The following is a 24,530-nucleotide window of genomic DNA, read 5'->3' as shown; positions in this document are numbered from 1 at the left end:
GGGGGTTTTCATTTCGACGTGTGAGATGGGATGTCACAGATTTGCGGTTGAGCGGTGGCGAGCCATGGGCCATCAACACCAAAAGGAGACCCGCCATGCCCGCTTTGAAACCCACTGACTATACTGCAGAGGTCGTCTGGATCGGTGCGTTGGAGACCGAAGAGCGCACAGCGTTGAAATCTGTTCCGCGCGACCAGTTGGATCTGACCTTTGCCGGAGTTGCTGGTGAATGCCATCATGGGTTGACACGACCGTCTTGTAGCCGCGTGTCCTCGCAATATCCCAAAGGGACGGCCATCAAGAATGAACGTCAGCTGTGTATTATCAGCGAAGAAGAACTGACGCAGATTGCCGCGAAAATGGGGTTGGACACGATTGATCCGGCGCGACTGGGGGCCACGATCATGGTGCGCGGATTGCCTGATTTCACCTTCCTGCCTCCCTCGTCACGGCTGCAGGCCCCATCGGGGGCCACGGTCACGGTCGATATGGAAAACCGCCCCTGTCATCTGGTCACGCGGTCTTTGCAGGCCGAGCACGGGCCTCTTGAGGTCACGTTCAAAGCGGCCGCCAAGAATCTGCGCGGTGTGACGGCCTGGGTTGCGGCGGAAGGGGTGGTCAATGTTGGCGACCGGTTAAGCGTTCACATCCCCGATCAACGCCCATGGCAACCTGAGGACGCCTGAACCCCTTCTGAGGTTTCGTATCAGAAACGAATGGCGCGCGTTCTGACGTTTCCGCCGGTGAAAATGTCGCAAATTTTTTCACTAGGGTTTGAAAGCCATGCTTTGGTGATGTCACAACACATGCAGACAATGCCGTTCTGCCACCGGGAGACCACCACATGGGTTACAAAACAGACATCGAAATCGCACGCGAGGCGAACAAGAAGCCGATCCAGGAAATTGGCGCGAAGCTGGGCATCGGTTCCGATGACCTGCTGCCCTATGGTCATGACAAGGCGAAGGTCAGCCAGTCATTCATCAATTCGGTGCAATCCAACACCAACGGTAAACTGGTGCTGGTCACCGCGATCAACCCCACGCCAGCCGGTGAAGGCAAGACGACCACGACCGTGGGTCTGGGCGATGGTCTGAACCGCATCGGCAAGAAGGCTGCGATTTGCATTCGCGAAGCCTCCCTCGGGCCGAACTTCGGCATGAAGGGCGGGGCTGCGGGTGGCGGCTACGCGCAGGTGGTCCCCATGGAAGACATGAACCTGCACTTTACCGGTGACTTTCACGCCATCACATCGGCCCACTCTTTGCTGTCGGCGATGATCGACAACCACATCTACTGGGGAAACGAATGCGAAATCGACGTGCGCCGCGTGGTGTGGCGCCGCGTGGTGGACATGAACGACCGTGCCCTCCGGCAGATCACGGCGTCCTTGGGCGGGGTTGCCAACGGCTTCCCCCGCGAGGCGGGTTTTGACATCACCGTGGCGTCCGAGGTCATGGCGATTCTGTGTCTGGCCAACAACCTGCAGGATTTGCAGAAACGTCTGGGCGATATGATTGTGGCCTACCGTCGGGATCGCAGCCCTGTGTTCTGCCGCGATATCAAGGCGGACGGCGCGATGACGGTCTTGCTGAAGGATGCGATGCAGCCGAATCTGGTGCAGACGCTTGAAAACAATCCGGCCTTTGTCCACGGCGGCCCGTTTGCCAACATCGCGCACGGCTGTAATTCCGTCATCGCGACGACGACGGCGTTGAAAATCGCCGATTATGTTGTGACCGAAGCGGGCTTTGGTGCTGATTTGGGGGCCGAGAAGTTCATGAACATCAAGTGCCGCAAGGCGGGCCTTGCCCCGTCTGTGGTGGTCTGCGTGGCCACTGTGCGCGCGATGAAGATGAATGGCGGCGTGGCAAAGGCCGATCTGGGCGCTGAAAACGTGGATGCGGTGAAGGCCGGTTGCCCGAACCTTGGCCGTCATATCGAGAACCTGAAATCCTTTGGCGTGCCGGTCGTTGTGGCGATCAACCACTTTGTCACCGACACCGATGCCGAGGTTGAGGCCATCAAAGCCTATGTGAAAACCCACGGCGCAGAGGCTGTGTTGTCGCGTCACTGGGAACTTGGGTCCGAAGGATCGGCTGATCTGGCGACGAAAGTGGCGGAACTGGCTGAGGCTGACAGCGCCAACTTCTCCCCGATCTATCCTGATGACATGCCGTTGGCCGAGAAAATCCAGACAATCTGTAAGCGGATTTACCGCGCTGATGAGGCGCTGATGGATCAGAAAATCCGCGATCAGCTGAAGCTGTGGGAAGAGCAGGGTTATGGCCATTTGCCAGTCTGCATGGCGAAAACGCAGTATTCGTTCTCAACCGATCCGTCCTTGCGGGGTGCGCCTGTGGGCCATTCGGTGCCTGTGCGTGAAGTGCGCTTGAGCGCGGGGGCCGGGTTTATCGTCGCGGTCTGTGGTGAGATCATGACCATGCCGGGCTTGCCGCGTGTGCCATCGGCGGAGAATATTCATCTGAACGAAGACGGCCAGATCGAAGGCTTGTTCTAAAAGATAACGGCTGGGCGGCGCTCTTTGTGCGATGCACAAAAACGCCCCGCCCGCCGTCCCGTTGCCTCCGGCGGAGGTATTTGTGAACCAGAGAAAAGAAGGGTGCGCATCAAATGGCTGCGACGGTGATTGACGGAAAGGCCTTTGCGGCCAAGGTGCGGGGTCAGGTGGCCGAGCATGTGGCACGGCTCAAGGCGGAACATGGCATCACACCGGGATTGGCGGTTGTGTTGGTAGGCGAGGATCCGGCCAGTCAGGTTTATGTGCGCAACAAGGGCAAGCAGACCGTTGAGGTCGGCATGAATTCTATCGAACACAAGCTGGAGGCAACGACGTCGCAGGACGACTTGTTGGCCCTGATTGCAAAACTGAATGCGGACCCTTCGGTGCATGGCATTTTGTGCCAGTTGCCGGTGCCGGACCATATTGACGGCGATACGATCATCAATGCGATTGATCCTGCGAAGGATGTGGATGGTTTTCACATCTCCAACGTGGGTCTTTTGGGCACGGGACAGGACGCGATGGTGCCCTGTACGCCGCTGGGATGTTTGATGATGCTGCGGGATCATCATGGCAGTCTGTCGGGGATGAATGCCGTGGTGATCGGGCGGTCCAATATCGTGGGCAAACCGATGGCGAACCTGCTTTTGGGGGACAGTTGTACTGTCACCATCGCCCACAGCCGGACCGCAGATTTGCCCGCCGTCGTGCGGGGCGCCGATATTGTCGTAGCCGCCGTTGGGCGACCGCAGATGGTGCCCGGAGACTGGATCAAACCCGGCGCTACGGTGATTGACGTGGGCATTAATCGTATCGACAAGCCCGAGGGCGGGACACGGCTTGTCGGGGATGTGGACTATGACAGCTGCGCCGAGGTTGCGGGGGCGATCACGCCGGTTCCCGGAGGGGTCGGTCCCATGACGATCGCCTGTTTGCTGGCCAATACTGTCACGGCGTGTTGCCGTGCAAACGGTCTGGATGCGCCTCAAGGGTTGACGGCCTAAGTCTTATTTCGGACACACAACCCAGTATTGTGTCGTGTCACGTCGCGGTTGATTCCGCGACCTGATGAGGCTCGATAAGGGAAGGGTGTTTGGTGCGTAAATCTAGCCTGGGCTTGGCCGCGGCGATCAGGGGTGCTTTGACGCCGACCATTATTTTGGGTTGGCTGGCGTCGTCGGTGGTTGTTGCGATTTCCGGCCCATTCGGGACGTATGAGACGCACGGGATTGTGTGGCGTCTGGCCTATTGGAGCGTTGTGATTGGCGTGTCCATTCCCATCGGTATTCTGTGTCGGGCCTTTTGGGAGCAGGTTTTGTCTGCATCGTCCCAGTGGGTCAGGGATCTGGTTGTCATTGCCTCACTGGCGCTGATCTTCGGGCCCCTTGTCGTCGGATTCAACATCTGGCTGATCGGGCCCGCAGCGCTTCAATCCATCACGTGGCCCACAGCTTCGCTCGTGACATTCTGCATCGGTATCGGGCTGGTGACGGTACGGCGGTGGATTCATGACACGCAACGTGATGAGCCTGTTCGCAAGCGGGACCGTCTTCTGGACAGGATCGGTGCGCCGGATGGCCGACGCTTGGCCCATGTGGCATCCGACAACCATCATATCCGTATCTGTACCGATGATGGTACGGAATACCGGATTTTGATGCGGCTGCGTGATGCCATTGCGGAAATCGACGTGGAAGAGGGGTTGTGCACCCACAGGTCCCACTGGGTGGCCCTGTTCAATATCGACAAGGTTGATCAGATAGCAGGTAAGGAAATGGTCGTCATGTCCTGTGGAACACCTGTTCCCATTGGCCCCAAATACCGCCCCGACCTGATCAATGCCGGCGTTTTTGTCGCCTGAATGTAGTGGCCGCCGCAGGCAGCGCGATTGACCGGCGGCCGGTCAGAATTGCGAGCGCCGATGGCATCATTAGATCCGCCAGGGCCGCGTCGTTGACAGACAATCCCCCCGTATAGGCCCCGAATGCAGGCATGATAAGACGGTTGTCGTCCTTAAGAAAACATTTGCGCGGACTTGTCCCCGGTACGGCGGCCTTGGGATGATAATGCCCCGAAATTTCACCCCGACCATCGGGCAGGGCAATGTGGCGGAACGTGACCTGATCTATCGTCAGTTCATCAAGGTGACTTCCGCCCAGATCGACCGGGCCGGGATCATGGTTGCCTTCGATCCAGATCCATCGCCGTCCGGCCTGAAGCCGGAAGATGGTCGAACGCGTGTCCTCGGACAGGGCCATGGCCGCCCCCAGATCGTCGAAACTGTCACCCAGACAGATGACCGTCGCGGGGTTCGTTTCGGAAATCGCCTGGTCCAGACGCCACAGGGTGTCCTGGGTTTCATAAGGGGGAAGCAATGTCCCGCCCCGCCGCGCAATCCGTTCCGATTTGCCCAGATGCAGGTCGGACACGCACAAAATGCGCGGCACCGGCCACCACAGGCTGCCGTCGGGACGTGCCGCAACCGCAGCCCCGCAAAAGGTAAAGGCGTAGTCGTTCATGATCTGTTCTTTGGCCTGAATGTCGCCCGTTGTCTAGAGGTCTGACAAACCGGCCTCGGCCATCAATTCCGCCGCGCGGTCCTGCATCAGCCGTTCACGCCCCTCGCCCCAGACGGGAATCCGGCCCGGTTCCAGAAACAAGGGCGCGGCAAGCGGCGTCACCCGGCCCAGTCTCATGTGATCGACCTGACCTGCCGTGCGTTCGAGCATGTCTTCCACGCGGCCAAAATCAACCAGCCCGCGCATGGCCTCTTCGCGGGTGATGCGCAGCATCAGGTGGTCGGGGTCGTACTTGACCAAAGTGTCGTAAAGGATGTCGCTGGAGAACGTCGCCTGTCGCCCCGATTTGCGGCCCTGCCGCGTGTTGCGTTCGATCAGGCCAGCGATGGTAGCGGCCACACGGAAGGTCCGTTTCATGACAGCATTTCCCTGCAGCCATGTTTCCAACCCGTCGTACATGTTTTGCGGATCAAACAACGGGGCAGGGTCGGTGACCTCATCCAGCCCCCAGATCAGCAGGGCATAATCGGTGACAACAAAGCCCAAGGGATGTAGTCCTGCGGCTTCCATCCTTTGGGTCAGGATCAGGCCCAGCGTCCGGTGCGCATTGATACCGGCAAATCCGTAGACCGCCATATTCTCGCGCCCGTCCTGGGGAAAGGTTTCCACCAGAATACGCCCCGGTTCCGGCAGCTTGGAAAAGTCGCGCTGCATATGCAGCCATTCGGCGGTGTGATCCGGCAATTCGGGCCAGCTGTCCTGCTGGAACATCCGCAAGATACGCTGGCTGAGCTGGGTGGAGGTCGCAAATTTGGTGCCGTTGAACGTGGCCACCCGTGGCTCACGCCCCTTGTTGCGGCTGACCTCAACCGTAAGCTGGTTCAGCCCTTCGTAGCGCACGATCTGGCCACCGATCAGAAAGGTGTCACCGGGGGTCAGGGTCGCGGCAAATCCTTCCTCGATCTCACCCAGCATTTTCGATCCGCGCTTCCACTTCACCTTCAACGTCTCGTAATCAAAAATCGTGCCCATGTTCATACGGATGCGCGCCGCAGACCGCGGATCCCGCAACTGCCATAGCCCGTTCACCTCTTTCAGACGTTTCCACTGATCATAGGCCCGCAGCGCGTAGCCCCCAGTCGCACAGAATTCGAGGCAATCGTCGAAGGCCGCGCGGCTCAGGTCGCTATAGGCCCCGACGGTCTTTATTTCGTGGTACAGGTCCGTCGCGTCAAAAGGCCCCGAACAGGCCATTAGCAAAATGTGCTGGCACAGCACGTCGCGCGGGCCGGGCCCCTTGGGGTCCCCGTCCAGATCATTCTCCCGCGCGGCCTGCAACGCAGCCACACATTCCACGACCTCGAACCTATTGGCGGGCACCAGAACGGCCTTGGATGGTGCGTTATATCGGTGATTGGCGCGGCCAATTCGCTGGATCAGACGTTTGACGTTCTTGGGCGCCCCGATCTGGATCACAAGATCGACGTCGCCCCAGTCAATCCCGAGATCCAGACTGCCGGTGCAGACGATGGCACGCAAATCCCCCGCGACCATCGCGGCCTCAACCTTTTCGCGCTGGGACCGGTCCAATGATCCGTGGTGGATGCCAATGGGCAGCCCGTCGTCATTGGCCAGCCAGAGGTTATGAAAGTAAATCTCGGCCTGCGCACGCGTATTGTGAAAGATGAGCGTCGTTTGATGCTGTTTCACCAAATCCAGCACGGCCGGAATGGAATAGGCCGCACCGCCCCCCGACCATGGCGGCTTTTCTTCGGTGACCAGCATGGAAATATCAGGCTCCGGCCCCGGATCGGCGCGCAAAATGGGGCAGGGGTCGGGATGCCGCGCCAAAGACCGCGCGATCGCCTCAGGGTCTTCGACCGTGGCCGACAATCCGACGCGGCGCAAATCCGGCGCCATGGATTGAATTCGCGACAGCGCCAGCATCAACTGATCGCCCCGTTTGCTCTCCGCGAGGGCGTGGATTTCATCGACGATGATCCGCTGCACCCCTTTGAAAATGCGCGGCGCGTCCTCATAGGACGTGAGCAGGGCAAGGCTTTCGGGGGTGGTCAGCAGGATGTGCGGCGGATCAGCCCGCTGCCTGCGCTTTTGCGTGTAAGACGTGTCGCCGGTGCGGTCCTCAACCCGAATGGGCAGCCCCATCTCGCTAACCGGCGTGCCCAAATTGCGTTTGATGTCCGCGGCCAGCGCCTTCAAAGGCGACACATAAAGCGTGTGCAGCCCCTCGTGCCGCCCGTCTGCCAGCTCCACCAAAGACGGCAAAAACCCCGACAAGGTCTTGCCCCCGCCCGTAGGCGCGATCAACAACAAGGCAGGCTCATCTGCCCTGTCCAACATCGCCTGTTGGTGGGGGTGAATGGACCACCCCTTTGAGGCAAACCAGTCGGCAAATCGGGCGGGAAGGGCTGTCATCCCCTTAAGGTGGAGGCCCCGACGCCAGCGTCAACCCGCCCCCCTTTCTTTGGTTCAAAAATACCTCGGGGAGTCCGAAGGACGGGGCAGAGCCCCACCGGATCGGATTGGCGAAGCCAATTCGATCCTGATGTCTGTCACGTCAGATCAGTGAATAATTTCTTCTTCTTTGACGAACATGTTTGCCCATGCCCGATCAATCAGGTCCGGTGACATCTGATAGGGGATGCCCTCAAACTCACAGATCGAAATCATCTGGTCGATCAGGAAAATCGGCTGATAGTTCGCGTAGACGTTGTCGATCGTCGGATATTTCTTCTGCAGCAGATGGATCAACGCCGCCTCATCCAACGGCATCTTCCGCTTACGCGCCATCATGGCAAAAATCTTGAGGAAGTCTTCCTGATCCGGCCCGTCAATCTTGATCTTGAAAAAGATACGACGCAGGGCCGCTTTGTCGAAAATCTCGTTCGGGTGGAAGTTGGTTGAGAAAATGACCAAGGTGTCGAACGGCACCTCAAACTTTTCACCCGATTGCAGCGCCAGAATATCGCGGTTTTCTTCCAGTGGAACGATCCAGCGGTTCACAATCGCCTGCGGCGGTTCGGCCTGACGGCCAAGGTCGTCGATGATGAAAATGCCGCCGGAGGATTTCAGCTGCAAAGGCGCCTGATAGGTCCGCGCGACTGGGTTGTAGACCAGATCCAACATCTCAAGCGTCAATTCACCGCCCGTGATCACCGTGGGCCGTTCGCACTTCACATAGCGCGTGTCATAGCGGCCTGACGTGCGGCGCAGGGAATTGGGGTCATCCACGTCTTCTTCCGCTGCCGAATGGACAATCGGGTCATAGACCGTGATCACCTGACCGGAGTATTCGATGGCGCGCGGGATATAAATCTTGTCCCCCAGCGCGTCGCGAATACCGTTCGAGATCGAGGATTTACCGTTTCCGGGCGGGCCGTACATCAGGATCGACCGACCCGCACCCACGGCGGGGCCGAGTTGATCCAGCAAGGTCGGCGGCAGGATCAGGTGCCCCATCGCGTTGAGCAGCTGATCACGGGTGACGTGAATGTTGCGGATCGACTGGCGTTTGACCTGTTCGCGGTAAACCTCAAGCGGGACAGGCATGGGCCCGAAGTATTCCGATTGCGCGAGAGCATCGAGGGCGCGCTGCTTGCCCATGTCGGTCAACTGATAGCCCATCTCATTGCTGCTGCCCGCGCTCATCGTGCCGGTGGCCTCACACAGACGCTGGTCACGGGCGGCGTCAATCAGCTGCTGGGTGATGTTGACGGGCAGGCAGACGGCCTTGGCCAGATCACGCGCGCTTTCCAGATTGGTGCGGAACATGGTCTTGATCATGATGTCGCGCATCATCACAGGCGATAGCGCCATGGATTCAAGTGTCTTCGGCGCGGGGGGTGCCATCACGTCGGCGGTTTGCATGTTCATGGTGTTGGCCCGATCTGCTGTTGTTCCTGTGTCCCATTCGCCCACCGACGGGCCAATCGGCACATAGGTCGGGAAAGGTTTTGCAAAGCAGGTGTGCCTGACTATTGTGTCCAAAAAAGGGACAAAACCGTTCCAGAGGCAGGCATGACACACAAAAGACCCGCGGTTTTGGCCGCATTTTTCGCAATTTTAATCCTTTTGCTGGGTGGCGTGTCCATCTGGAAGGGCGGTTTGTACATCGGCAAGCACGAAGGCGACACGATGCACCTGATGCAGATCGTCTTCCGCATGGCCGACGGCCAGACCCCGCACCTTGATTTCATGACGCCCATCGGCGCCTTGGCCTTCTGGCCGATTGCGGTTTTGGTGACGGCAGGCATGGGTGTCGGCATGGCTGTGATCTGGTCACAGGTCATTGCGGCTGCGGTGTTTTTACCAATGCTGGTTTGGGTTTCCAAAACGAGGCTGACCCCTTGGGTCGGCGCTCTTTTTGGTCTGATTATCATGGTCTTGCTTATGTCGTTGGTTCATGGCGAGGCACAGCGCTCTGTCTCGATTTCGATGCATTACAACAGGCTGGCGTGGGCTGCGGCCTTTGTGGCGATTGTGATGGCACTGCTGCCGCCCAAGTCTGGGCGTGGCACGGTGGATGGCATCATTCTGGGGCTGATGATCTGCGTCATGGCCATGATCAAGATGACCTATTTTGTGTCTTTCGCGGTGCCGATCCTTGTGGCCCTTGTATTAACCAAGCAGACCCGCGCGATTGTGGTGGCGGCCATCACCGGCTTGGCCGTCGTGGCGGTGATCACGATCAGCCAAGGCATCGGCTATTGGCTGGCCTACGCAGGTGATTTGCTGACGGTCGCGGGATCCGATGTGCGGTCCGCCCCGGGGGAGCCATTGCCTGCAATCATGGGTGCACCGGCCTATCTGGGCGGCTCGTTGGCGGTGTTCATCAGCATCATTTTCCTGCGGCAGGCGAAGGTGGAAACCGGTGGACTGGTGCTGTTGTTGCTGGTGCCGGGATTCTTCTACGTGACCTACCAGAACTTCGGCAACGATCCACAGTGGCTGTTGCTGGTGACGGTTTTGCTGTTGGCCCTTCATGATCAAGCGCAAGATGTGGTTACCCGCTTCGGGGTCAACGCAAAATCCGCGATCCTGACCATGGCGGGCGTGACCTTTGCACTGACTGCGCCGTCGTTCTTTAATTTGGCCTATAGCCCGTTTAGGCACGCGGCGATTGATGTGGCAGACTACGCCCCGATCCTGCCGCGCGGCGGCGTCCACACCGACCTGCAATCGGCGGATTTGCGGGTAAATCGCGTGGATGCGCGAATTGCGTTGGACGGGCAGATTGACAGCTTGCCATTTTACGAAGACCGCGATGAAGCTGCCATTTTGATGGGTGAGGAAATCCCCCGCTGCACGATTGAACTGGGCCTGCCGCGGGTGATGGACGTCATTGCGCGCGACATTGACGCAGCAGACCTGTCCCAAGGCCGGTCCATGTTTGCGGCTGACATCTTTGCCAGCCACTGGCTGTTCGGGGACCTTGAACCGATGGAGAAAGGCGCGCCTTGGTACTACGGCGGCGCGCCTGGCCTGAAGGATGCAGAGCTGGTTCTGGTGCCGCTGTGCCCCGTGTCGCAAAGCGTTCAGGTCGAGATTTTCGAGATCCTCAACGGTTTGGTCAATGCAGGCAAACTGCAACTGACCGAGGTCCGCAGGACCGACATGTATGTCTTGTTTGAAAAGACCGATCTGTAACGGATCGGTCTTAGAACAGCGGCCGCGCCAGATAGACGATCAACACAGCCCCCATGGGAAAACCCATGGGAAAACGGCGCTTTTCGTCCCAACTTTTCCAGTCGGGCACCATGTTGCGAATGGCTGGAATGCGTTTTGCGATGCGATGCACCAACAGTCCGGCCAACATGCCCGCGCCAAGTAGATAAAAGACAAGTGTGACGTCGCTCAGCGCGACGAAAGGGGCGGCGGATGCAAGAAATTTGCTATCGCCCGCGCCCATCATGCCAATCATATTGGCGATGATTGCCAAGACAAGAACGACCGCGAAGTGCGCGTAACGCCACAGATAATCCGAAAACGGCATCACAAAGATGCCGACCACCACAAAAATGATCGCAAGCGCATCCGTGGACCACGTGGGGATTTTCATGGCGCGCAGATCGTTCCACGCGACATAGATGCACAAGGGCGCCACGAAGATCAGGAAGGCCACGGATTGCGTGACAGTGACATCGACCTCGGGCAAGACAAACATGGTTTAGTTGGTCACGTTGTCTTCAAGGGCCCGAAGCGAACGCACGGCGGCCTCAAAATGCTGCGGATGGGTGTCGATTGCTTCACGTAACAGACCGCGCCCGATGGTGACGTCGTTCTGTTTGATCGCAGTCAGGGCGAGGGTATGCAAAAGCTGGGCGCGTTCGATCTGGGTCATCGGAATGACGGGCAGATCATAGTTGCGCTGAGCGCCGCGTGCCAGAACCAGATTGTTTTTGGCGGTAAAAAGGTCACGGTCGTTGCGCAGGGCGTCGGTAAACAATCGTTCGGCAGCGGCATAATCCCCGCGGGTCAGTTTGGAAAAGCCCCAGTTGTTCAGAACCCCGGCGGGGGAGGTCGTCAGACCGGCTGCGGTTTCATAAAAGCTGTCCGCGTTGGACCATTCCTCGTTGCTGTCGGCAACCATGGCCTCCAACCGGTACCGTTTGAAACTTTCATGGGTCGGCGGAATGGCGTCCAGCGCAACCTCGGCCCCGTCCCAGTCATTGTTGCGGATCAAGGCATCGGCCAGATCGACCTGATCGGTCACGGTGCTGTCTTCGTGGTCCACCACGGCCTGCCATGCGGTCACGGCTTCGGACGCGCGACGCGCGCGGACAAGCGATTTTGCCAGACCCCGCATCAGATCAATCCGGCCCGGATCGTTGGCGGAGGCGCGCAAGAAGTAATTCACCGCCTCGCCAGGATCGGCCACGGTCAGCATCACGTCGTTCAGGTTTGTTTCATCGACCACATTGACGTCTTGCAACGCCCGTTGGACCTGTGCATCGCCGGAACGGTCACAGGCGGTCAGGGTGATCGCGCCCAAAAGGGCTGCGGAAAGAAGAATAGGGTGGCGCATGATTGTGCGTCCTTTACTGCTCTGCCTCTTACAGTGTCGACAAAAGCACGAAGTCACCCGTGCCCCGCCGCACCAATTGGAACGGTTCGTTCTCTTGAAGATCAGTATTAGACGGATTTTCCAATTTTGCGAGTGCCAAGCGCAGGTTGTCGCGGATTTCGTCGGAATTCCCGTTATCCGTTGCAAAGGCGCGACGGAAAACCTGTGCGGCCTCGGGTGTTTTGCCCCGTTCCATCAAAATGACACCCAGATTATTCCATGCGGCGGCAAAGGCGGGGTCTTCTTCGACGGCGCGGCGCAGGAGGTCTTCGGCCTGACCCAACCGCCCCAGCTTGAGGTTCGCAGACCCCAGCGCAGACAGCGTGTCCACGTTAAGGCCCTGTTGACCAGCGGCCCGCAGATAGGCGCGCAACGCCAGGTCGTATTCGCCCGCAGCCATCAACCGATGGCCGACCAGCAGCCCGTCTATGTCGGACGCCCCCGCGACAGTGGGTGCAAAAACCCGGTCGCCATTGGGCGCGAAAGCGCCCTCACCGCAACCGGTGAGGGCGCCTAAACCCATCAAAATCCCCACGATTCTGTTCATACTGCCTTTAGAAGTTTGCGGCCTGAAGTGTTTCGTAGATGTTATACACCGACGGCCCGATCAGGATGATCAGAAGCGGGGGAACCGTCAACATCATCGTCGCAAGTGTCATTTTTGTCGGCAGGGTGTTGGCCTTTTCTTCGGCGCGCATCACCCGCTTGTCCCGCATCTCAGCCGAGAACACGCGGAGCGCTTCGGCGATGGACGTACCAAATTGCTGCGACTGGATCAGCACGGTCACGAAGGACGCGATGTCGGACACGCCACAGCGTTCGGACATATCCCGCAGCACTTGCGTCTTGTCCTTACCGGCCTTCATTTCGTTGCTGACCATTTCGTATTCTTCCGCCAGTGCGGGAAAACCGGCCTTCAATTCATGGGCCACACGAATGATGGATTGATCAAGGGACTGACCGGCCTCAACGCACACCAGCATCATATCAAGGCTGTCGGGAAAGCCGTTGATCATTTCCTCCTGCCGTTCGCCCTGCCGCTTGTTGACCCAGTAGCGCGGCAGGTAATATCCCGCGAGGCCGGGTCCGAGGATCGACATGACGGTCGCCTTGGTGGAGGGATCACCCGTCTGCGAGGAATAGATCGCATAAGCGACGCCCAGCAAAAGAAGTATGATGCCGAGAGAAAATTGGGCGAAGTGATAGGTTTTGACCGCCGATTTCGTCCGGTAACCCGCCTGGATCAGTTTCAGGCGGATCGCGGTGTATTCTTCGACGTCCTGCGGTTCCAGAAAGCTGGAGTATTTATCAAGCTTGTCGGTGCCTTTGCTGGCGCGCAGCCGTTCGGGCGTGTTCGCCATATTGGCGCGGCTGGATGCCTTCAGCTTGTCAAGCGGGTCGGCCTTTTGCTGCATCAGAGCCGGCAGAACCAAAAGGATCAGCAAGACCCCAAGCATACCCACGGCTATCAGTGGCCCGAAGGGGCCCAAAAGCTCGATCAGCTTGGCGTTGATGGTGTCGAGAAAAGCCATAGGAATTATACCTTAATGTTCACGAGGCGGCGCATGACGATGACATTCGCCACAAGAAAGCCGGCCACGACCAGACAAGCGGGGATGAAGGCCGCGGTCTCTTTGACGTCGTCGTAGTAATTGGGCTGGATCAGGTTGATCATCACCAGCGCGCCCAAGGGGAAGACGGACAGGAACATGCCGGACCATTTTGCCTCTGCGGTGATGGCTTTCACACGACGGAAGAGTTTGAACCGTGCGCGGATCACCTGTGACAGACCGTGCAGAATTTCGGCCAGATTACCACCTGCCGTCTGCTGGATCGTCACGGCCACGGCCAGAAACCGCATGTCCTGCATGTCCATCCGTTCGGCCATATGTTTTAGGGTTTCGCCCATGTCGCGCCCGTAGGCCGCCTCGTCCGAGATCACGCCCATTTCGGACCCCAGCGGGTCCGGCACCTCTTTGGCGACAATCGCCACGGCAGAGGAGAACGGGTGCCCCACCCGCAAGGACCGCACCATCAGTTCAACCGCGTCAGGCAGCTGTTCCTCGATCATGGCGATGCGTTTTTTTGCCTTGGAATTTACCCAGAAGAAGACGCCGCCCACGCCCATCACAACCGCAACCGCTGCGCGGATTGGCAGGGACGTTGCGGTGCCCACGGTCAGACCCATGAAGGCCACGCCGCACAGCAGCACCATAATCATGATCAACTGGCTGGGCGAAAACGCGATGTTCGCTTTCTGCGCCTTGGCCGCCAGCAGGGAATACAGCGGGATGCTTTGCGATTTCATGTGCTGGGTCATCTCCTTGCGGAGTTGTTCCAGCACCTGTTCGCGGTTGCCGCCCTTTTCCAACATCTCAAGGCGACGGTTCACCTTGTTGTTGAAATTGATGCTTTTGCCAAAGGCGACAAGATAGATGCCGTTGACCAGCACGATACAGGCCACAAAGATCAGGCCATAGATGATCGGTTCCGCTGAAAGCGTCATAGCTGGGGTCCCTTACTGGGCTGCAACGGGTTCGAAGATGGCGGGCGGCAGATCGTAGCCCCACAGCTTGAACCGTTCGGAGAAGTGGCTGCGCACACCGGTGGCGGTGAAGTGGCCGATGATTTTGTTGTCGGGCGTGAGACCCACACGCTGGTAGCGGAAGACCTCCTGCATGGAGATCACATCGCCTTCCATTCCGGTGATTTCGGTGATGGACGTCATCCGGCGGGAGCCATCCTGCAAACGCGAGGCTTGCACGATCAGGTTCACAGCCGAGGAAATCTGGGATCGGACGGCCTTAAGCGGCATTTCAATGCCGGCCATGGCGATCATGTTTTCCAGTCGCGACACGCCATCACGGGCGGAGTTGGCGTGGATCGTGGTCATCGACCCGTCGTGACCGGTGTTCATGGCCTGCAGCATGTCGATGACTTCCTCGCCGCGGGTTTCACCCACGATGATGCGGTCAGGGCGCATCCGCAGCGCGTTCTTCAGACAGTCGCGGGGGCTGACTTCGCCTTTGCCTTCGACGTTGGGGGGGCGGCTTTCCATCCGGCCCACGTGGGTCTGTTGCAGCTGAAGTTCGGCCGTGTCCTCGATCGTCAGGATACGTTCGTCGTTGTCGATGAAAGACGACAGGGCGTTCAGCGTGGTCGTTTTACCGGAACCCGTACCGCCAGACACGATGACATTGAGGCGGGTGGACACAGCAGCTTGAAGGTAAGCGGCCATTTCTTCGGTAAAGGCGCCGAATTTCACCAGATCGTCGATGCCCAGTTTGTCCTTCTTGAACTTACGAATGGAGACCAGCGATCCGTCCACGGCCACAGGCGGCACCATGGCGTTGAAACGCGATCCATCGGCCAGACGGGCGTCAACATAAGGGTTGGATTCGTCGACACGGCGGCCCACGGCGGACACGATCTTGTCGATGATCCGCAACAGGTGCCGTTCGTCTTTGAAGGTCACATCCGTCAACGTCAGTTTACCGGCGCGTTCCACGAAAATCTGGTGCGGCCCGTTCACAAGGATGTCGTTGACATTTTCGTCCTGCAACAACGTTTCCAGCGGGCCGAGGCCCTTTACTTCGAAGAACAGTTCCTGATTGAGGGTCTGACGTTCTTCACGGTTAAGGACCACGCCCATCTCATCCAGCGATTCCTGCGCAATGGCGCTGATTTCCGCTTTGAGGTCCTGTTCGGTCGCATTTTCCAATGCGGCCAGGTTCAGGTTGTCCAGCAGGGACTTGTGCAGTTCCAGTTTGATTTCACCCAAACGTTCCTTACGCTTTTTCTCTTTGTCCTGCGGGGCCACGACCGCGCTGACCGGGGCCGGCTTCATCATGGACTTGCGTGGAGCCTCGGGCACGGCGGCCTTGGGTGCCGCGTCATTGGCCGGGGTCTTGGGCGCAGGGGCGCTTGGTTTTTTGTACTTCGAGAACATGGATCCCACCTTTATGCGGTCGCTGCCGCGTCAGAAACGTTGACCTCGTGCACGGACTTGGCCAGTTTTGCGATTTCCTTACGCATCGGGTTCTTTGGAATGGCTTCGGCCATGGGCACGCCGTGATCGGCGTTTTGTGACACCGGCTTGCCGCCGTCCGGCAGTTGCACCTCAATGGAGATGCCAAGGCTTTCGGCCAGACGCTTGATCCGGCTTTTGCCGTTCAGGTCCGTAAACTTCGGCGCGCGGTTCAGCACGAACCGCAGCTTTTCGAACGGCAACTGTTCGGATTGCAGCGCCCGTTTGATCCGCAGTGTGTTTTGGGCAGACCGCATGTCCAGTTCCAGCGTGGCAAAGTAGACATGGGCGGCGTTCAGCACCGTTTCGGACCATTCGACCATGGTTTTGGGCATGTCGATGATGACGTAATCAAAATTGGTCCGCGCCATTTCAATGATGCGGTCGATGTCTTCGGGGCTGACAAGATCCATTGGAATAAGATCGGTCGGTGCCGTCAGCACCTGCAGCTTGTTTTCAAAGGTCAGCAACGAATGCATGAAGCTTTCGCTGTCCATGGCCTCCGTGTCCTGCAACATTTCGAACACGGCCTCGCGACGCGGCAGATCGAGATAGGTGGATACGCTGCCGAACTGGAAATCCAGATCAATGAGGCAGACGCGCGGCGATGTGTCTTCTTCGATGTTGGCCAGTTCCCACGCAAGGTTCACGGCCAGCGTCGTGGCACCGGTGCCTCCGGACATGCCCTGCACGGGGATGAGCACGCCGTTGCGGTCGCCGGTGGCTTTGAGTTTCGTCTGCATTTCTGGTGCTACTGGGGCCGCAGGCGGAGGCGTCAACACGCGGTCGATCGCCTGGGCGAGTTCACCTTCGGGCAGGGGGTAGGGGACGAACTCATCACCGCCTTCGCGCAGCAGCCCGTGAAGGGACGCGGGAGAGACGTCTTCTGCGATCAGCAAAACCTTGATATCACGGGCTTTCGCGGCGCGAATGATCTCGGATATGATCGTCAGATCAGCCTCGTCCTCTTCATCCAGCGCAATGGCCAGAAATTCAAGCTCGCTCGCTTCGGGTTGGTCAAGATAGGGCAGGGCGTCGTCAAACCCCAGATCCCCCCAGCTTTCACCAAGGCAGGTTTCCATATCTTCGATCAACAGATCGAAATTCTGCACATCGCGGCTCACCGTACATGCGGTGATCGGCTGTGGTTCCGGTTGCAACATTGCTGCGCTCATGACCTTGGTCCTTTACCCAATACATGGCGCTTGTCCGCGCCAGAGAATCTGTTCGACCCGCTGTCGCAAGACGCAACTGGGGCTTCGTTACCGCCCTGTCTGACGCTGAAAGGGGGCAACATTGGGGCCAGACTTGCCCATTTGTGCGGTTATTGGAGACGATCACACAGCTTAAGCGGGCGTTGTTTCCATCCAATTTGGGACAATCGGTACGAAAAAGGGCCCCGAAGGGCCCCTGACGTATGTGTTTTCCGCGCGGTGGTTTAACCGCCGCCGCCGCCGGCCGGTTCAGCGGCCCCGCCGCCGCCGCCACCACCGCTCAGCTGTGTGGGTGGCACAGCGCTGGCCACATATTCGCGGAAGATAACCTCAGCATAACGGCCATTCAGCACGGTGGGATGGTTGTCGACGAAGCCTGATACTTCGGTAACTGTCCGGCGGTTGCGACGCTCACGCCCCTCCGTTACGATCAACGGCTGCGTTTCGCCAAAGGTCACGACCGCCTCAAGCCGGTTGCGGCTGATGCCTTGCGACGTCAGGTACAGAACGACCGCTTCTGCACGACGCAGGCCCAGACGGCGGTTGTAGGCCATCGAACCGACCAGATCGGTGTGCCCGAACACCTTGAAACGCACTTCGGGGAACTGCCGGATCCACGCCGCCTGCTGGCGTAGGGTGGCCCGTGCCGTTTCGTCCAACGCCGTGGAATTAAACGGAAAAGTCACCATTGTGTTGACTTCGGTGCTGAACCGGCGGTTCAGGTTGATCGCAAAGCTGCTGGCGCCCGATTGCACAGATGTATTTTGTGCCGTCGCGTTGCCAAAGTACCCGCTGTCAATTTCGGAGCCCGCTTCACGGGTGTTGAAATCCCGCCACTGACCCGCGCCGGTGGAACAGCCTGTAAGGGCCAGCACCGCGGCTGTGAAAGCTGCTGTCGTTTTCATTGTGCAATGTCCCATATCAATCGTCCAACACGTAGCCATAAGAGCCGCTGAAGTCCTGCCGTGCAACCTCGCCCGCGCCGCCGACCTGGGGCGCTTCGCCTGCCGCGACCCGCCCGAAGAGGAACAGATCACGCTCCGAGGGGGGGCGCACACGGTCCGTCGGCAGGGCCAGAGCCTCGCCGCGGGTGGGCGTTACAAGGTGGGGGGTCACGATGATGACGAGTTCGGTTTGCTGCCGGCTGTATTCAGCGGACCGGAAAAGCGCACCCAGCACCGGAATGTCACCGGCCCATGGGACCTGACCGCTCAAATCGACGAAATCGTCAGACAGAAGGCCCGCAATGGCAAAGCTTTCGCCGTCGCGCATTTCAACAGTGGTCGAAGTTGCGCGGGTTTTGAAGGCGTCGATGCTGAACCCGTTCTGGGAAAAGCCGTTTGCCGGATCGAGGGAAGACACAGAGGCGTTCAATTCAAGATTGATGATATCGCCATCCACCACGCGGGGGATAAAGTCCAGTTCGATCCCGAAGGGTTTGTATTCGATCGAGATGGAGCCCTGTTCCTGTGCAACCGGAACCGGATATTCGCCACCGGCGAGGAAGCTGGCCTCCTGGCCCGACAAGGCCGTCAGGTTCGGTTCGGCCAAAGTGCGGACAACGCCGCGATTTTCCAAGGCTTCCAAGAGGATACCGACCTCGACCCCGCCTGCGTTGAACCCGAAAAGGAAGGCGCCCGCGTTGTCATTGCCGCCCGGCAGGGCGCCGCCAAGGGCCCCTGTGCGTGCGCCGTCACCGACGGTTGTACCTGTTCCCAACGCCAGCCCGAGATCACCGCCAAGGGTATCGCCCCCCAAGGACAGGGAGGAGCTGAGGGATTTGGACACGGACCGCTGCATTTCTGCAAATCGGACCCGCAACATCACCTGTTGGGTGCCGCCGACGGTCATCAGGTTCGACACCCGTTCGGGTGCATACCGGTTTGCCAGTTCAAGGGCGCGGTCCAGCCGTGCGATGGATGAAACTGTTCCGGACAGCACGATGCCGTCGTTCGCGGTGCGCACTTCGATATGCTCACCGGGGAGGATCTGTTCCAGTCGTTCTTTGAATTCCGCGATGTCGGGGGTCACGTGAACCTCGACATTGGTGATCAGCCTGCCGTCACCCCCCAGAAGGGTCAGCGTCGTGCGACCAGGTTCCTTACCCAGAACGTAAATCGTTCTGTCGGACAGGGACGAAATGTCTGCAATGGTGGGGTTTGCGATCGACAATTCGGTGAAGGGGACGTCACTTTCGACGACCACCGCCCGGTTCATCGGAACATTCAGCGCGCTTGACGGAGCGCCGCGCATAACGCGCAATGTTTCCGCCGGAAGATGCGCGGGAATGCTTGCAATACTAAGGGACAACCCGACTAGGGCCGCCTTGAGAAATCTATTCTTTTTCATGGTGACCTGCCTCTGATGCCACATCTGTTGCGGACTTTTCGTCCGTCATTCCGTTGACCCTGCGCGAAAATGACATTTTTTGCAAGAATCAATACATTGAGCCGCGATGTTTATGTGGATAACCAGCAACACAAACCGCGCCCCCGCTATTCAGGACACAGATCGGGCGCCGCAGTTTTGTCCACGGCGCCCGATCGCGTCAGGTTGAAAATGTGTAAATCCGGGTCAGACGCCGGCCCAGCACTCAGTTGGTGCAGGGGATCGGGATTTCGACAACTTCTGCCCCGCGGCGTGTGCGGATTGTACAAATCCGTTCCTGTTCGATCTGCGGGGCGGGGGCCTGTGGCAGAATGCCCAGCAGGCTGGCCTGATCAACCTCGATCGCGCCTGCAATGGTGTCGTCTTCGCGGCCCACCAGTGACAGCGACAGTTTGCCCGTCGCCTGCGCCTGTGCAAGGGCCGCCACCTGATCGGGTGATACCTGAACCGTGACGGTGCGGGCAATCGTTGCCCCCGTCCGGCCGCTTTCGGATGTCTGGTCCACGGCGACGAGCTGAATATTTGCCTCGATCAGTTTGGTGATATCGGTATTGCCACCATCGGTCAGGCCTGCGGCCCGGCCTGTCCAATATACATCGACGCGGTCGCCGGGGGTCAGGAAGCCCGAAACGCCGGAGGAGACGTCCACATTGATGGCGAAGGCGCGCATACCCCGTTCGATCAGGGCCGTGATCCCGGCCACTTCCCCGGGGTCGGTAACTTTGGTCGCCAGGACCGGTTCGTTCGGTTCCATCTGGCGCAGGACGACGCGCAATTCTTCCGGACCTTCGGAGAATAGTTCTTCCTGGGTGCGAAAGACGCCTTCTGGAAGGAAGGGTTCGGCGTATTTGATGATGACAATGTCCTCAGCCGTAATCTGTTCGCCGTGTTCCATGATTCGGTTTACGGCAACCACGTCAACTGTCGGCACAGCCTCGGCCATGACAGCACGCTGGGCGGCCAAAGCGGCGTTTTGTTCCTGAAAATACCCTTGCACCATATAGATGGCGAAGCCCGCCAGGCCCATGCCGGCAATCAGGACAAGTCCGAATACTGCTCTCATTGTGTTTCCTTCCGGATAACTGGCCAGCTTGGACTGGCACGAATACTATTATTCCCAGTCCCTAACGACAGAATGCGGCCACTTTGTGCCGCATTCATGAACTTGGTGTGATTTGTAAAAGGGTCCGGTCCCTGTCCGGCCGATGCCTTAGTATGTGGCGATGGATTGCGCACTCAAAAACGCGCCCACGCTGCTGGATTTGTTCGTGGCACCGGCACCGATAATCGCGATCAACGCAATGGAAAGGCCGATGATCACTGCACACAGGACAACCCAATCAACGGTCACGGCCCCGTCTTCTTCTTCACGAATGGTTTTCATAAACTTCAACATGGTACATCTCCGGCGCGGTAGGGGGAGTTAATCAATAAATCTCGACCTTAGGTGTGGTCTTCAAATGTGGCCCAAACTTGGTCCAAATCGGTTTATTGCGGGGTAAAATTGCCCCTGCTTTCAAATCAAAAAGGCCGCACCCGAAAGTGCGGCCCTCTTGTCGCATACGCAGCCGGAGGCTTAGTAAGTTGCGATGGTCTGTGCGGACAGCTGGGAGCTGATCTTGTCGCCCAGAGCAGTCGTACCACCGGACACGGAAGACAGAACGGCGATGCCGAGGCCCACGATGGCTGCGGTCAGAACGACCCAGTCAACAGTTACGGCGCCGTCTTCGTCGTTGCGGAAGTTCTTGATAAAGTTAAGCATGTGAGTTCTCCGAATTCGTGTTGTGATTAGTAAGTTGCGATGGTCTGTGCGGACAGCTGGGAGCTGATCTTGTCGCCCAGAGCAGTCGTACCACCGGACACGGAAGACAGAACGGCGATGCCGAGGCCCACGATGGCTGCGGTCAGAACGACCCAGTCAACAGTTACGGCGCCGTCTTCGTCGTTGCGGAAGTTCTTGATAAAGTTAAGCATGTGTTTCCCTCCTCAGGGTGTTCTCTCAGTTTCAGTATCTAGGCGGACCGTTTTGTGCACCGGCCTCTTGTTGGTGCGCAGTCCGTCTTGGATGAGCATTGTTTGACTGCGGAATAGGGCAGGAATTGGACGCCATTCGTGCAATTTTGCATCCGCTTAACTTTTTAGGAGGATTTAGGTCAGGTCATTGTTATGAAACGATAAATTACGGAAAAAGCTTTAACCTTTGTAAATGATCGTTGCAAAAACGTGTCTAGTGCCCCTCACCTCCAGCGGATTGTCCATGATTATGTGGATAACGGAACCGCGATTGCGGTAGTTTGGACAAAACAAGAAGCAGGCGGAGACCGCGAAAATGCGGCGGACATTATTACTGACCCTTCTGTGCGCCGTGATCGGGGCAACCTCGGCCATGGCCGAAAGCCACCGGTTACAGGGTGACTTTACATTCCGGCGGGTGGGCGTGCCGCAGGCAGGGACGGCCAACCGCATTACTGTGCAAGTGTCACCGCAGGCCCCGTCCGGCCCGCAGGCCCCGGCTGCGGCAGGGGCGGCTGTTGCAGTCCCGCGCGCGCCAGGCGACCCGGCTATTGCGGGCCTTGCGCCGGCGCCCAGCGGTGTAGAATGGTACTGGCAGGCGATTTCCCCGTCCTTGGATGACGCCGACCGCTTCAGTCTTGAGGCGGCCGTGGCGGCCCTCAAAGCCGCCCCGCAAGGGCAGGGCGTGCCCGCCCCCCGACTGCAGGGCATGACCGAACTGGCCAGCCGCTACGGTGTGGATATTCTGACGGCAACCATCGGCACCGATGTGTCGCCAGCACTGGTTCTGGCGGTGATTTCCGTGGAAAGCGCGGGACGGTCCGATGCCGTCAGTTCCGCAGGGGCACAAGGTTTGATGCAACTGATGCCGCCCACCGCCGCGCGGTTTGGCGTCGAAAACGCCTTTGATGTGCGCGACAACATTAGCGGTGGCACGGCGTATCTGGACTGGCTGCTCGATGAATTCGACAACAAGGTGATTTATGCACTGGCGGGCTATAACGCGGGCGAGGGGGCCGTGCGCAACAACAATGGCATCCCGCCCTACGCCGAAACCCGCGCCTATGTCCCCAAAGTGCTCGCCGCATGGGAGGTCGCGCGCGGCCTGTGCATGACCCCGCCGGAACTTGTGACAGACGGCTGCGTCTTCGCCGTCGCATCTGAGTAAGGAATACTGACATGACCGCAAAACCGCTGGTTCTGGATGCGGATGGCACGTTGCTGCGGACCGACATGTTGCTTGAAGGCATTTGGAAAGGGTTGGGGACCGACCCCGCCGCCGTGTTCAAAGCCCTGCCGCTGATGTCCGACCGCGCCGCGTTCAAAGCGGAAATCGCCCGCATCGCCCCCTTGCGGGCCGATCTGTTGCCGGTGCACGAGGACGTCGCGGCCCTGGCTCTGGATGCCCGGGAGCAGGGCCGTGAGGTCGCCATCGCCAGTGCGTCCGACATCTCCTATGTGGCGCCGCTGGCGGCCCACTACGGCATTGACCGTGTGTTTGCGTCCGAAAACGGGGTCAATCTGAAAGGGCAGGCTAAGGCCGATGCCCTTGTCGCGGCGTATGGCGAAGGCGGGTTCGATTATGCCGGCAACGACAAAAGTGACCGCAAGATTTGGGATCACGCCGATCATGCCATTGTCGTGGGGCGCGCCGGCGGCGGGGCACAGGGGCTGACATCGGTCACGCAACTGGACGGCGGCTGGTCGCCGCGCGCGGTGCTCAAATCCATGCGACCCCATCAATGGGTCAAAAACGTGCTGCTGTTTTTGCCCATGATTGCTGCCCATGCGTTCTTTTTTGACATCTTTCTGGCCGTCTGTCTGGGCATCGTCAGCTTTTCGGCGGCGGCATCCTGCATCTATATCGTCAATGACCTGCTGGATATCGAGGCAGACCGCCTGCACGTGAAAAAGCGCAAACGCCCCTTTGCCGCCGGAACCGTGCCGATTCCCATCGGGATGCTGACCTGTTTGGTCCTCGGGGGGATCGCCCTTGGCGTGGGCGCTGCGCTGTCGGTGCAGATGTTCGGGGTCGTGGCCTTCTACATGGCGCTGTCGCTGGCCTATTCCATGCGCCTCAAACGGTTGCGGTGGATTGATATCGCGGTGCTGGCGTCGCTTTATACCTTGCGGGTGGTGGCAGGGGCTGCGGCCAGTGGCGTCGATGCCTCGGTCTTTATGCTGATCTTTATCTTCCCCATTTTCATCACGCTGGGCTGCGTCAAACGGATGACGGAACTGGCGCTGGCGACAGATGACAAACCCCTGCCGGGCCGTGGCTATGCGCGCGGCGATATGGGCGATCTGTTGAATATGTCGGCAATCGGCATGGTCGGCGCTTTGGTGATCTTCTTTCTTTATTCCTATTCGGATCAGGCACTGGCGCTCTATCCGGATCAGTGGCTGTTGTGGGTGGCGCTGCTGCCGATTGCGGCGTGGCTCTACCGGATGGTGCGGCTGGGCTATATGGGGCGGATGGACTACGACCCGATTGTCTTTGCCCTCAGCGATATGCGGGGGCTGGGTTATCTTCTCATCACCCTGTCGTTGATGTTCTACGCTGCCGGTCTGTGGTCAGAATGGTACGCACGGCTTTTGGGCTGACCGGTTAGCACTGCCTTAACCATACTGAAGTAGACACGAACTGCGGCACAGGCGGGGACGCCGATGGCCGTAGACGGAGACGAGAGTACATCGTTTTCAACCCGACGCGTGTGTTTGTGCGCGTCGGGTTTGTTGTCTTTGTCTTATAAATATCCCG

The 24,530-nt window shown here is 58.8% G+C and carries 23 protein-coding genes; 7 read left to right on the top strand and 16 right to left on the bottom strand.

From position 1 onward, the window contains the following. The first annotated feature begins 95 nt into the window (after window positions 1-95). The 4 genes from QZ653_RS10930 (at window position 96) to QZ653_RS10915 (ending at window position 4,385) form a co-directional block, all read left to right on the top strand. Window positions 96-686 carry an MOSC domain-containing protein gene (locus QZ653_RS10930; protein ID WP_296420114.1) on the top strand — a complete coding sequence of 197 codons (591 nt, stop codon included), beginning with the start codon at window positions 96-98 and terminating at the stop codon, window positions 684-686. Window positions 687-844: 158 nt separating this feature from the next. Continuing rightward, window positions 845-2,521: a formate--tetrahydrofolate ligase gene (locus QZ653_RS10925; protein WP_296420113.1), complete on the top strand. Its 1,677-nt coding sequence runs from the start codon at window positions 845-847 to the stop codon at window positions 2,519-2,521. A gap of 113 nt (window positions 2,522-2,634) precedes the next feature. Beyond that, window positions 2,635-3,528, top strand: coding sequence for a bifunctional methylenetetrahydrofolate dehydrogenase/methenyltetrahydrofolate cyclohydrolase FolD (gene folD / locus QZ653_RS10920; protein WP_296420112.1), 894 nt, complete (start codon window positions 2,635-2,637; stop codon window positions 3,526-3,528). Between the two features lie 92 nt (window positions 3,529-3,620). Then, window positions 3,621-4,385 carry a LytTR family DNA-binding domain-containing protein gene (locus QZ653_RS10915; protein ID WP_296420111.1) on the top strand — a complete coding sequence of 255 codons (765 nt, stop codon included), beginning with the start codon at window positions 3,621-3,623 and terminating at the stop codon, window positions 4,383-4,385. On the opposite strand, the gene pdeM is transcribed toward QZ653_RS10915, so the two are convergent. From pdeM to QZ653_RS10900, 3 genes are all read right to left on the bottom strand, one after another. Further along, window positions 4,360-5,043: a ligase-associated DNA damage response endonuclease PdeM gene (pdeM, locus tag QZ653_RS10910; RefSeq protein WP_296420110.1), complete on the bottom strand. Its 684-nt coding sequence runs from the start codon at window positions 5,041-5,043 to the stop codon at window positions 4,360-4,362. The two genes, QZ653_RS10915 and pdeM, sit on opposite strands and share 26 nt — an antisense overlap. A gap of 33 nt (window positions 5,044-5,076) precedes the next feature. Continuing rightward, window positions 5,077-7,479 (bottom strand): ligase-associated DNA damage response DEXH box helicase, encoded by a 2,403-nt coding sequence (locus tag QZ653_RS10905; protein ID WP_296420109.1) that lies wholly within the window; start codon window positions 7,477-7,479, stop codon window positions 5,077-5,079. Between the two features lie 147 nt (window positions 7,480-7,626). After that, complete coding sequence (locus tag QZ653_RS10900; protein WP_296420108.1) at window positions 7,627-8,937, bottom strand: ATPase; 1,311 nt, start codon at window positions 8,935-8,937, stop codon at window positions 7,627-7,629. 144 nt (window positions 8,938-9,081) lie between these two features. Between QZ653_RS10900 and QZ653_RS10895 the strand changes: the two genes are divergently transcribed. Further along, the gene (locus tag QZ653_RS10895) at window positions 9,082-10,710 is read left to right on the top strand and encodes a hypothetical protein (protein WP_296420107.1); all 1,629 of its coding nucleotides are present in this window, start codon (window positions 9,082-9,084) and stop codon (window positions 10,708-10,710) included. A 10-nt stretch (window positions 10,711-10,720) separates the two neighbouring features. On the opposite strand, the gene QZ653_RS10890 is transcribed toward QZ653_RS10895, so the two are convergent. The 13 genes from QZ653_RS10890 to QZ653_RS10830 form a co-directional block, all read right to left on the bottom strand. Continuing rightward, the gene (locus QZ653_RS10890; RefSeq protein WP_296420106.1) at window positions 10,721-11,227 is read right to left on the bottom strand and encodes a prepilin peptidase; all 507 of its coding nucleotides are present in this window, start codon (window positions 11,225-11,227) and stop codon (window positions 10,721-10,723) included. Between the two features lie 3 nt (window positions 11,228-11,230). Beyond that, the gene (locus QZ653_RS10885) at window positions 11,231-12,088 is read right to left on the bottom strand and encodes a tetratricopeptide repeat protein (RefSeq protein WP_296420105.1); all 858 of its coding nucleotides are present in this window, start codon (window positions 12,086-12,088) and stop codon (window positions 11,231-11,233) included. 28 nt (window positions 12,089-12,116) lie between these two features. Continuing rightward, window positions 12,117-12,674 carry a tetratricopeptide repeat protein gene (locus QZ653_RS10880; protein ID WP_296420104.1) on the bottom strand — a complete coding sequence of 186 codons (558 nt, stop codon included), beginning with the start codon at window positions 12,672-12,674 and terminating at the stop codon, window positions 12,117-12,119. Window positions 12,675-12,681: 7 nt separating this feature from the next. Beyond that, entirely contained in the window at window positions 12,682-13,659 is a 978-nt protein-coding gene (locus QZ653_RS10875; protein WP_296420103.1) for a type II secretion system F family protein, read from the bottom strand. Between the two features lie 5 nt (window positions 13,660-13,664). Continuing rightward, window positions 13,665-14,633 (bottom strand): type II secretion system F family protein, encoded by a 969-nt coding sequence (locus QZ653_RS10870; RefSeq protein WP_296420102.1) that lies wholly within the window; start codon window positions 14,631-14,633, stop codon window positions 13,665-13,667. A 12-nt stretch (window positions 14,634-14,645) separates the two neighbouring features. Next, complete coding sequence (locus QZ653_RS10865) at window positions 14,646-16,076, bottom strand: CpaF family protein (protein ID WP_296420100.1); 1,431 nt, start codon at window positions 16,074-16,076, stop codon at window positions 14,646-14,648. A gap of 11 nt (window positions 16,077-16,087) precedes the next feature. Next, entirely contained in the window at window positions 16,088-17,329 is a 1,242-nt protein-coding gene (locus QZ653_RS10860) for an AAA family ATPase (protein WP_296420098.1), read from the bottom strand. Between the two features lie 263 nt (window positions 17,330-17,592). Further along, the gene (locus tag QZ653_RS10855; protein ID WP_296420097.1) at window positions 17,593-18,273 is read right to left on the bottom strand and encodes an OmpA family protein; all 681 of its coding nucleotides are present in this window, start codon (window positions 18,271-18,273) and stop codon (window positions 17,593-17,595) included. A gap of 16 nt (window positions 18,274-18,289) precedes the next feature. Then, the gene (locus QZ653_RS10850) at window positions 18,290-19,717 is read right to left on the bottom strand and encodes a type II and III secretion system protein family protein (protein WP_296420096.1); all 1,428 of its coding nucleotides are present in this window, start codon (window positions 19,715-19,717) and stop codon (window positions 18,290-18,292) included. Window positions 19,718-19,961: 244 nt separating this feature from the next. Next, complete coding sequence (gene cpaB, locus QZ653_RS10845) at window positions 19,962-20,819, bottom strand: Flp pilus assembly protein CpaB (protein WP_296420095.1); 858 nt, start codon at window positions 20,817-20,819, stop codon at window positions 19,962-19,964. A gap of 147 nt (window positions 20,820-20,966) precedes the next feature. After that, on the bottom strand, window positions 20,967-21,152 hold the full coding sequence (locus tag QZ653_RS10840) for a hypothetical protein (protein ID WP_296420094.1): 186 nt from the start codon (window positions 21,150-21,152) through the stop codon (window positions 20,967-20,969). A gap of 180 nt (window positions 21,153-21,332) precedes the next feature. Further along, a complete protein-coding gene (locus QZ653_RS10835; protein WP_296420093.1) occupies window positions 21,333-21,518 on the bottom strand; it encodes a Flp family type IVb pilin in 186 nt (61 codons plus the stop codon). A 26-nt stretch (window positions 21,519-21,544) separates the two neighbouring features. Beyond that, window positions 21,545-21,730: a Flp family type IVb pilin gene (locus QZ653_RS10830; protein ID WP_296420093.1), complete on the bottom strand. Its 186-nt coding sequence runs from the start codon at window positions 21,728-21,730 to the stop codon at window positions 21,545-21,547. A 355-nt stretch (window positions 21,731-22,085) separates the two neighbouring features. Between QZ653_RS10830 and QZ653_RS10825 the strand changes: the two genes are divergently transcribed. Together QZ653_RS10825 and QZ653_RS10820 are read left to right on the top strand one after the other, a co-directional pair. After that, window positions 22,086-22,937, top strand: a complete 852-nt coding sequence (locus QZ653_RS10825; RefSeq protein WP_296420092.1) for a lytic transglycosylase domain-containing protein — start codon at window positions 22,086-22,088, stop codon at window positions 22,935-22,937. 11 nt (window positions 22,938-22,948) lie between these two features. After that, entirely contained in the window at window positions 22,949-24,373 is a 1,425-nt protein-coding gene (locus tag QZ653_RS10820; RefSeq protein WP_296420091.1) for a UbiA family prenyltransferase, read from the top strand. Window positions 24,374-24,530: the final 157 nt, after the last annotated feature.

The sequence above is a fragment of the Pseudooctadecabacter sp. genome (genome assembly GCF_020627745.1).
Classification (GTDB): Bacteria; Pseudomonadota; Alphaproteobacteria; order Rhodobacterales; family Rhodobacteraceae; genus Octadecabacter.
Note: the sequence above shows the minus strand (reverse complement) of the source record. Positions and strands in the feature narration are given on the sequence as shown.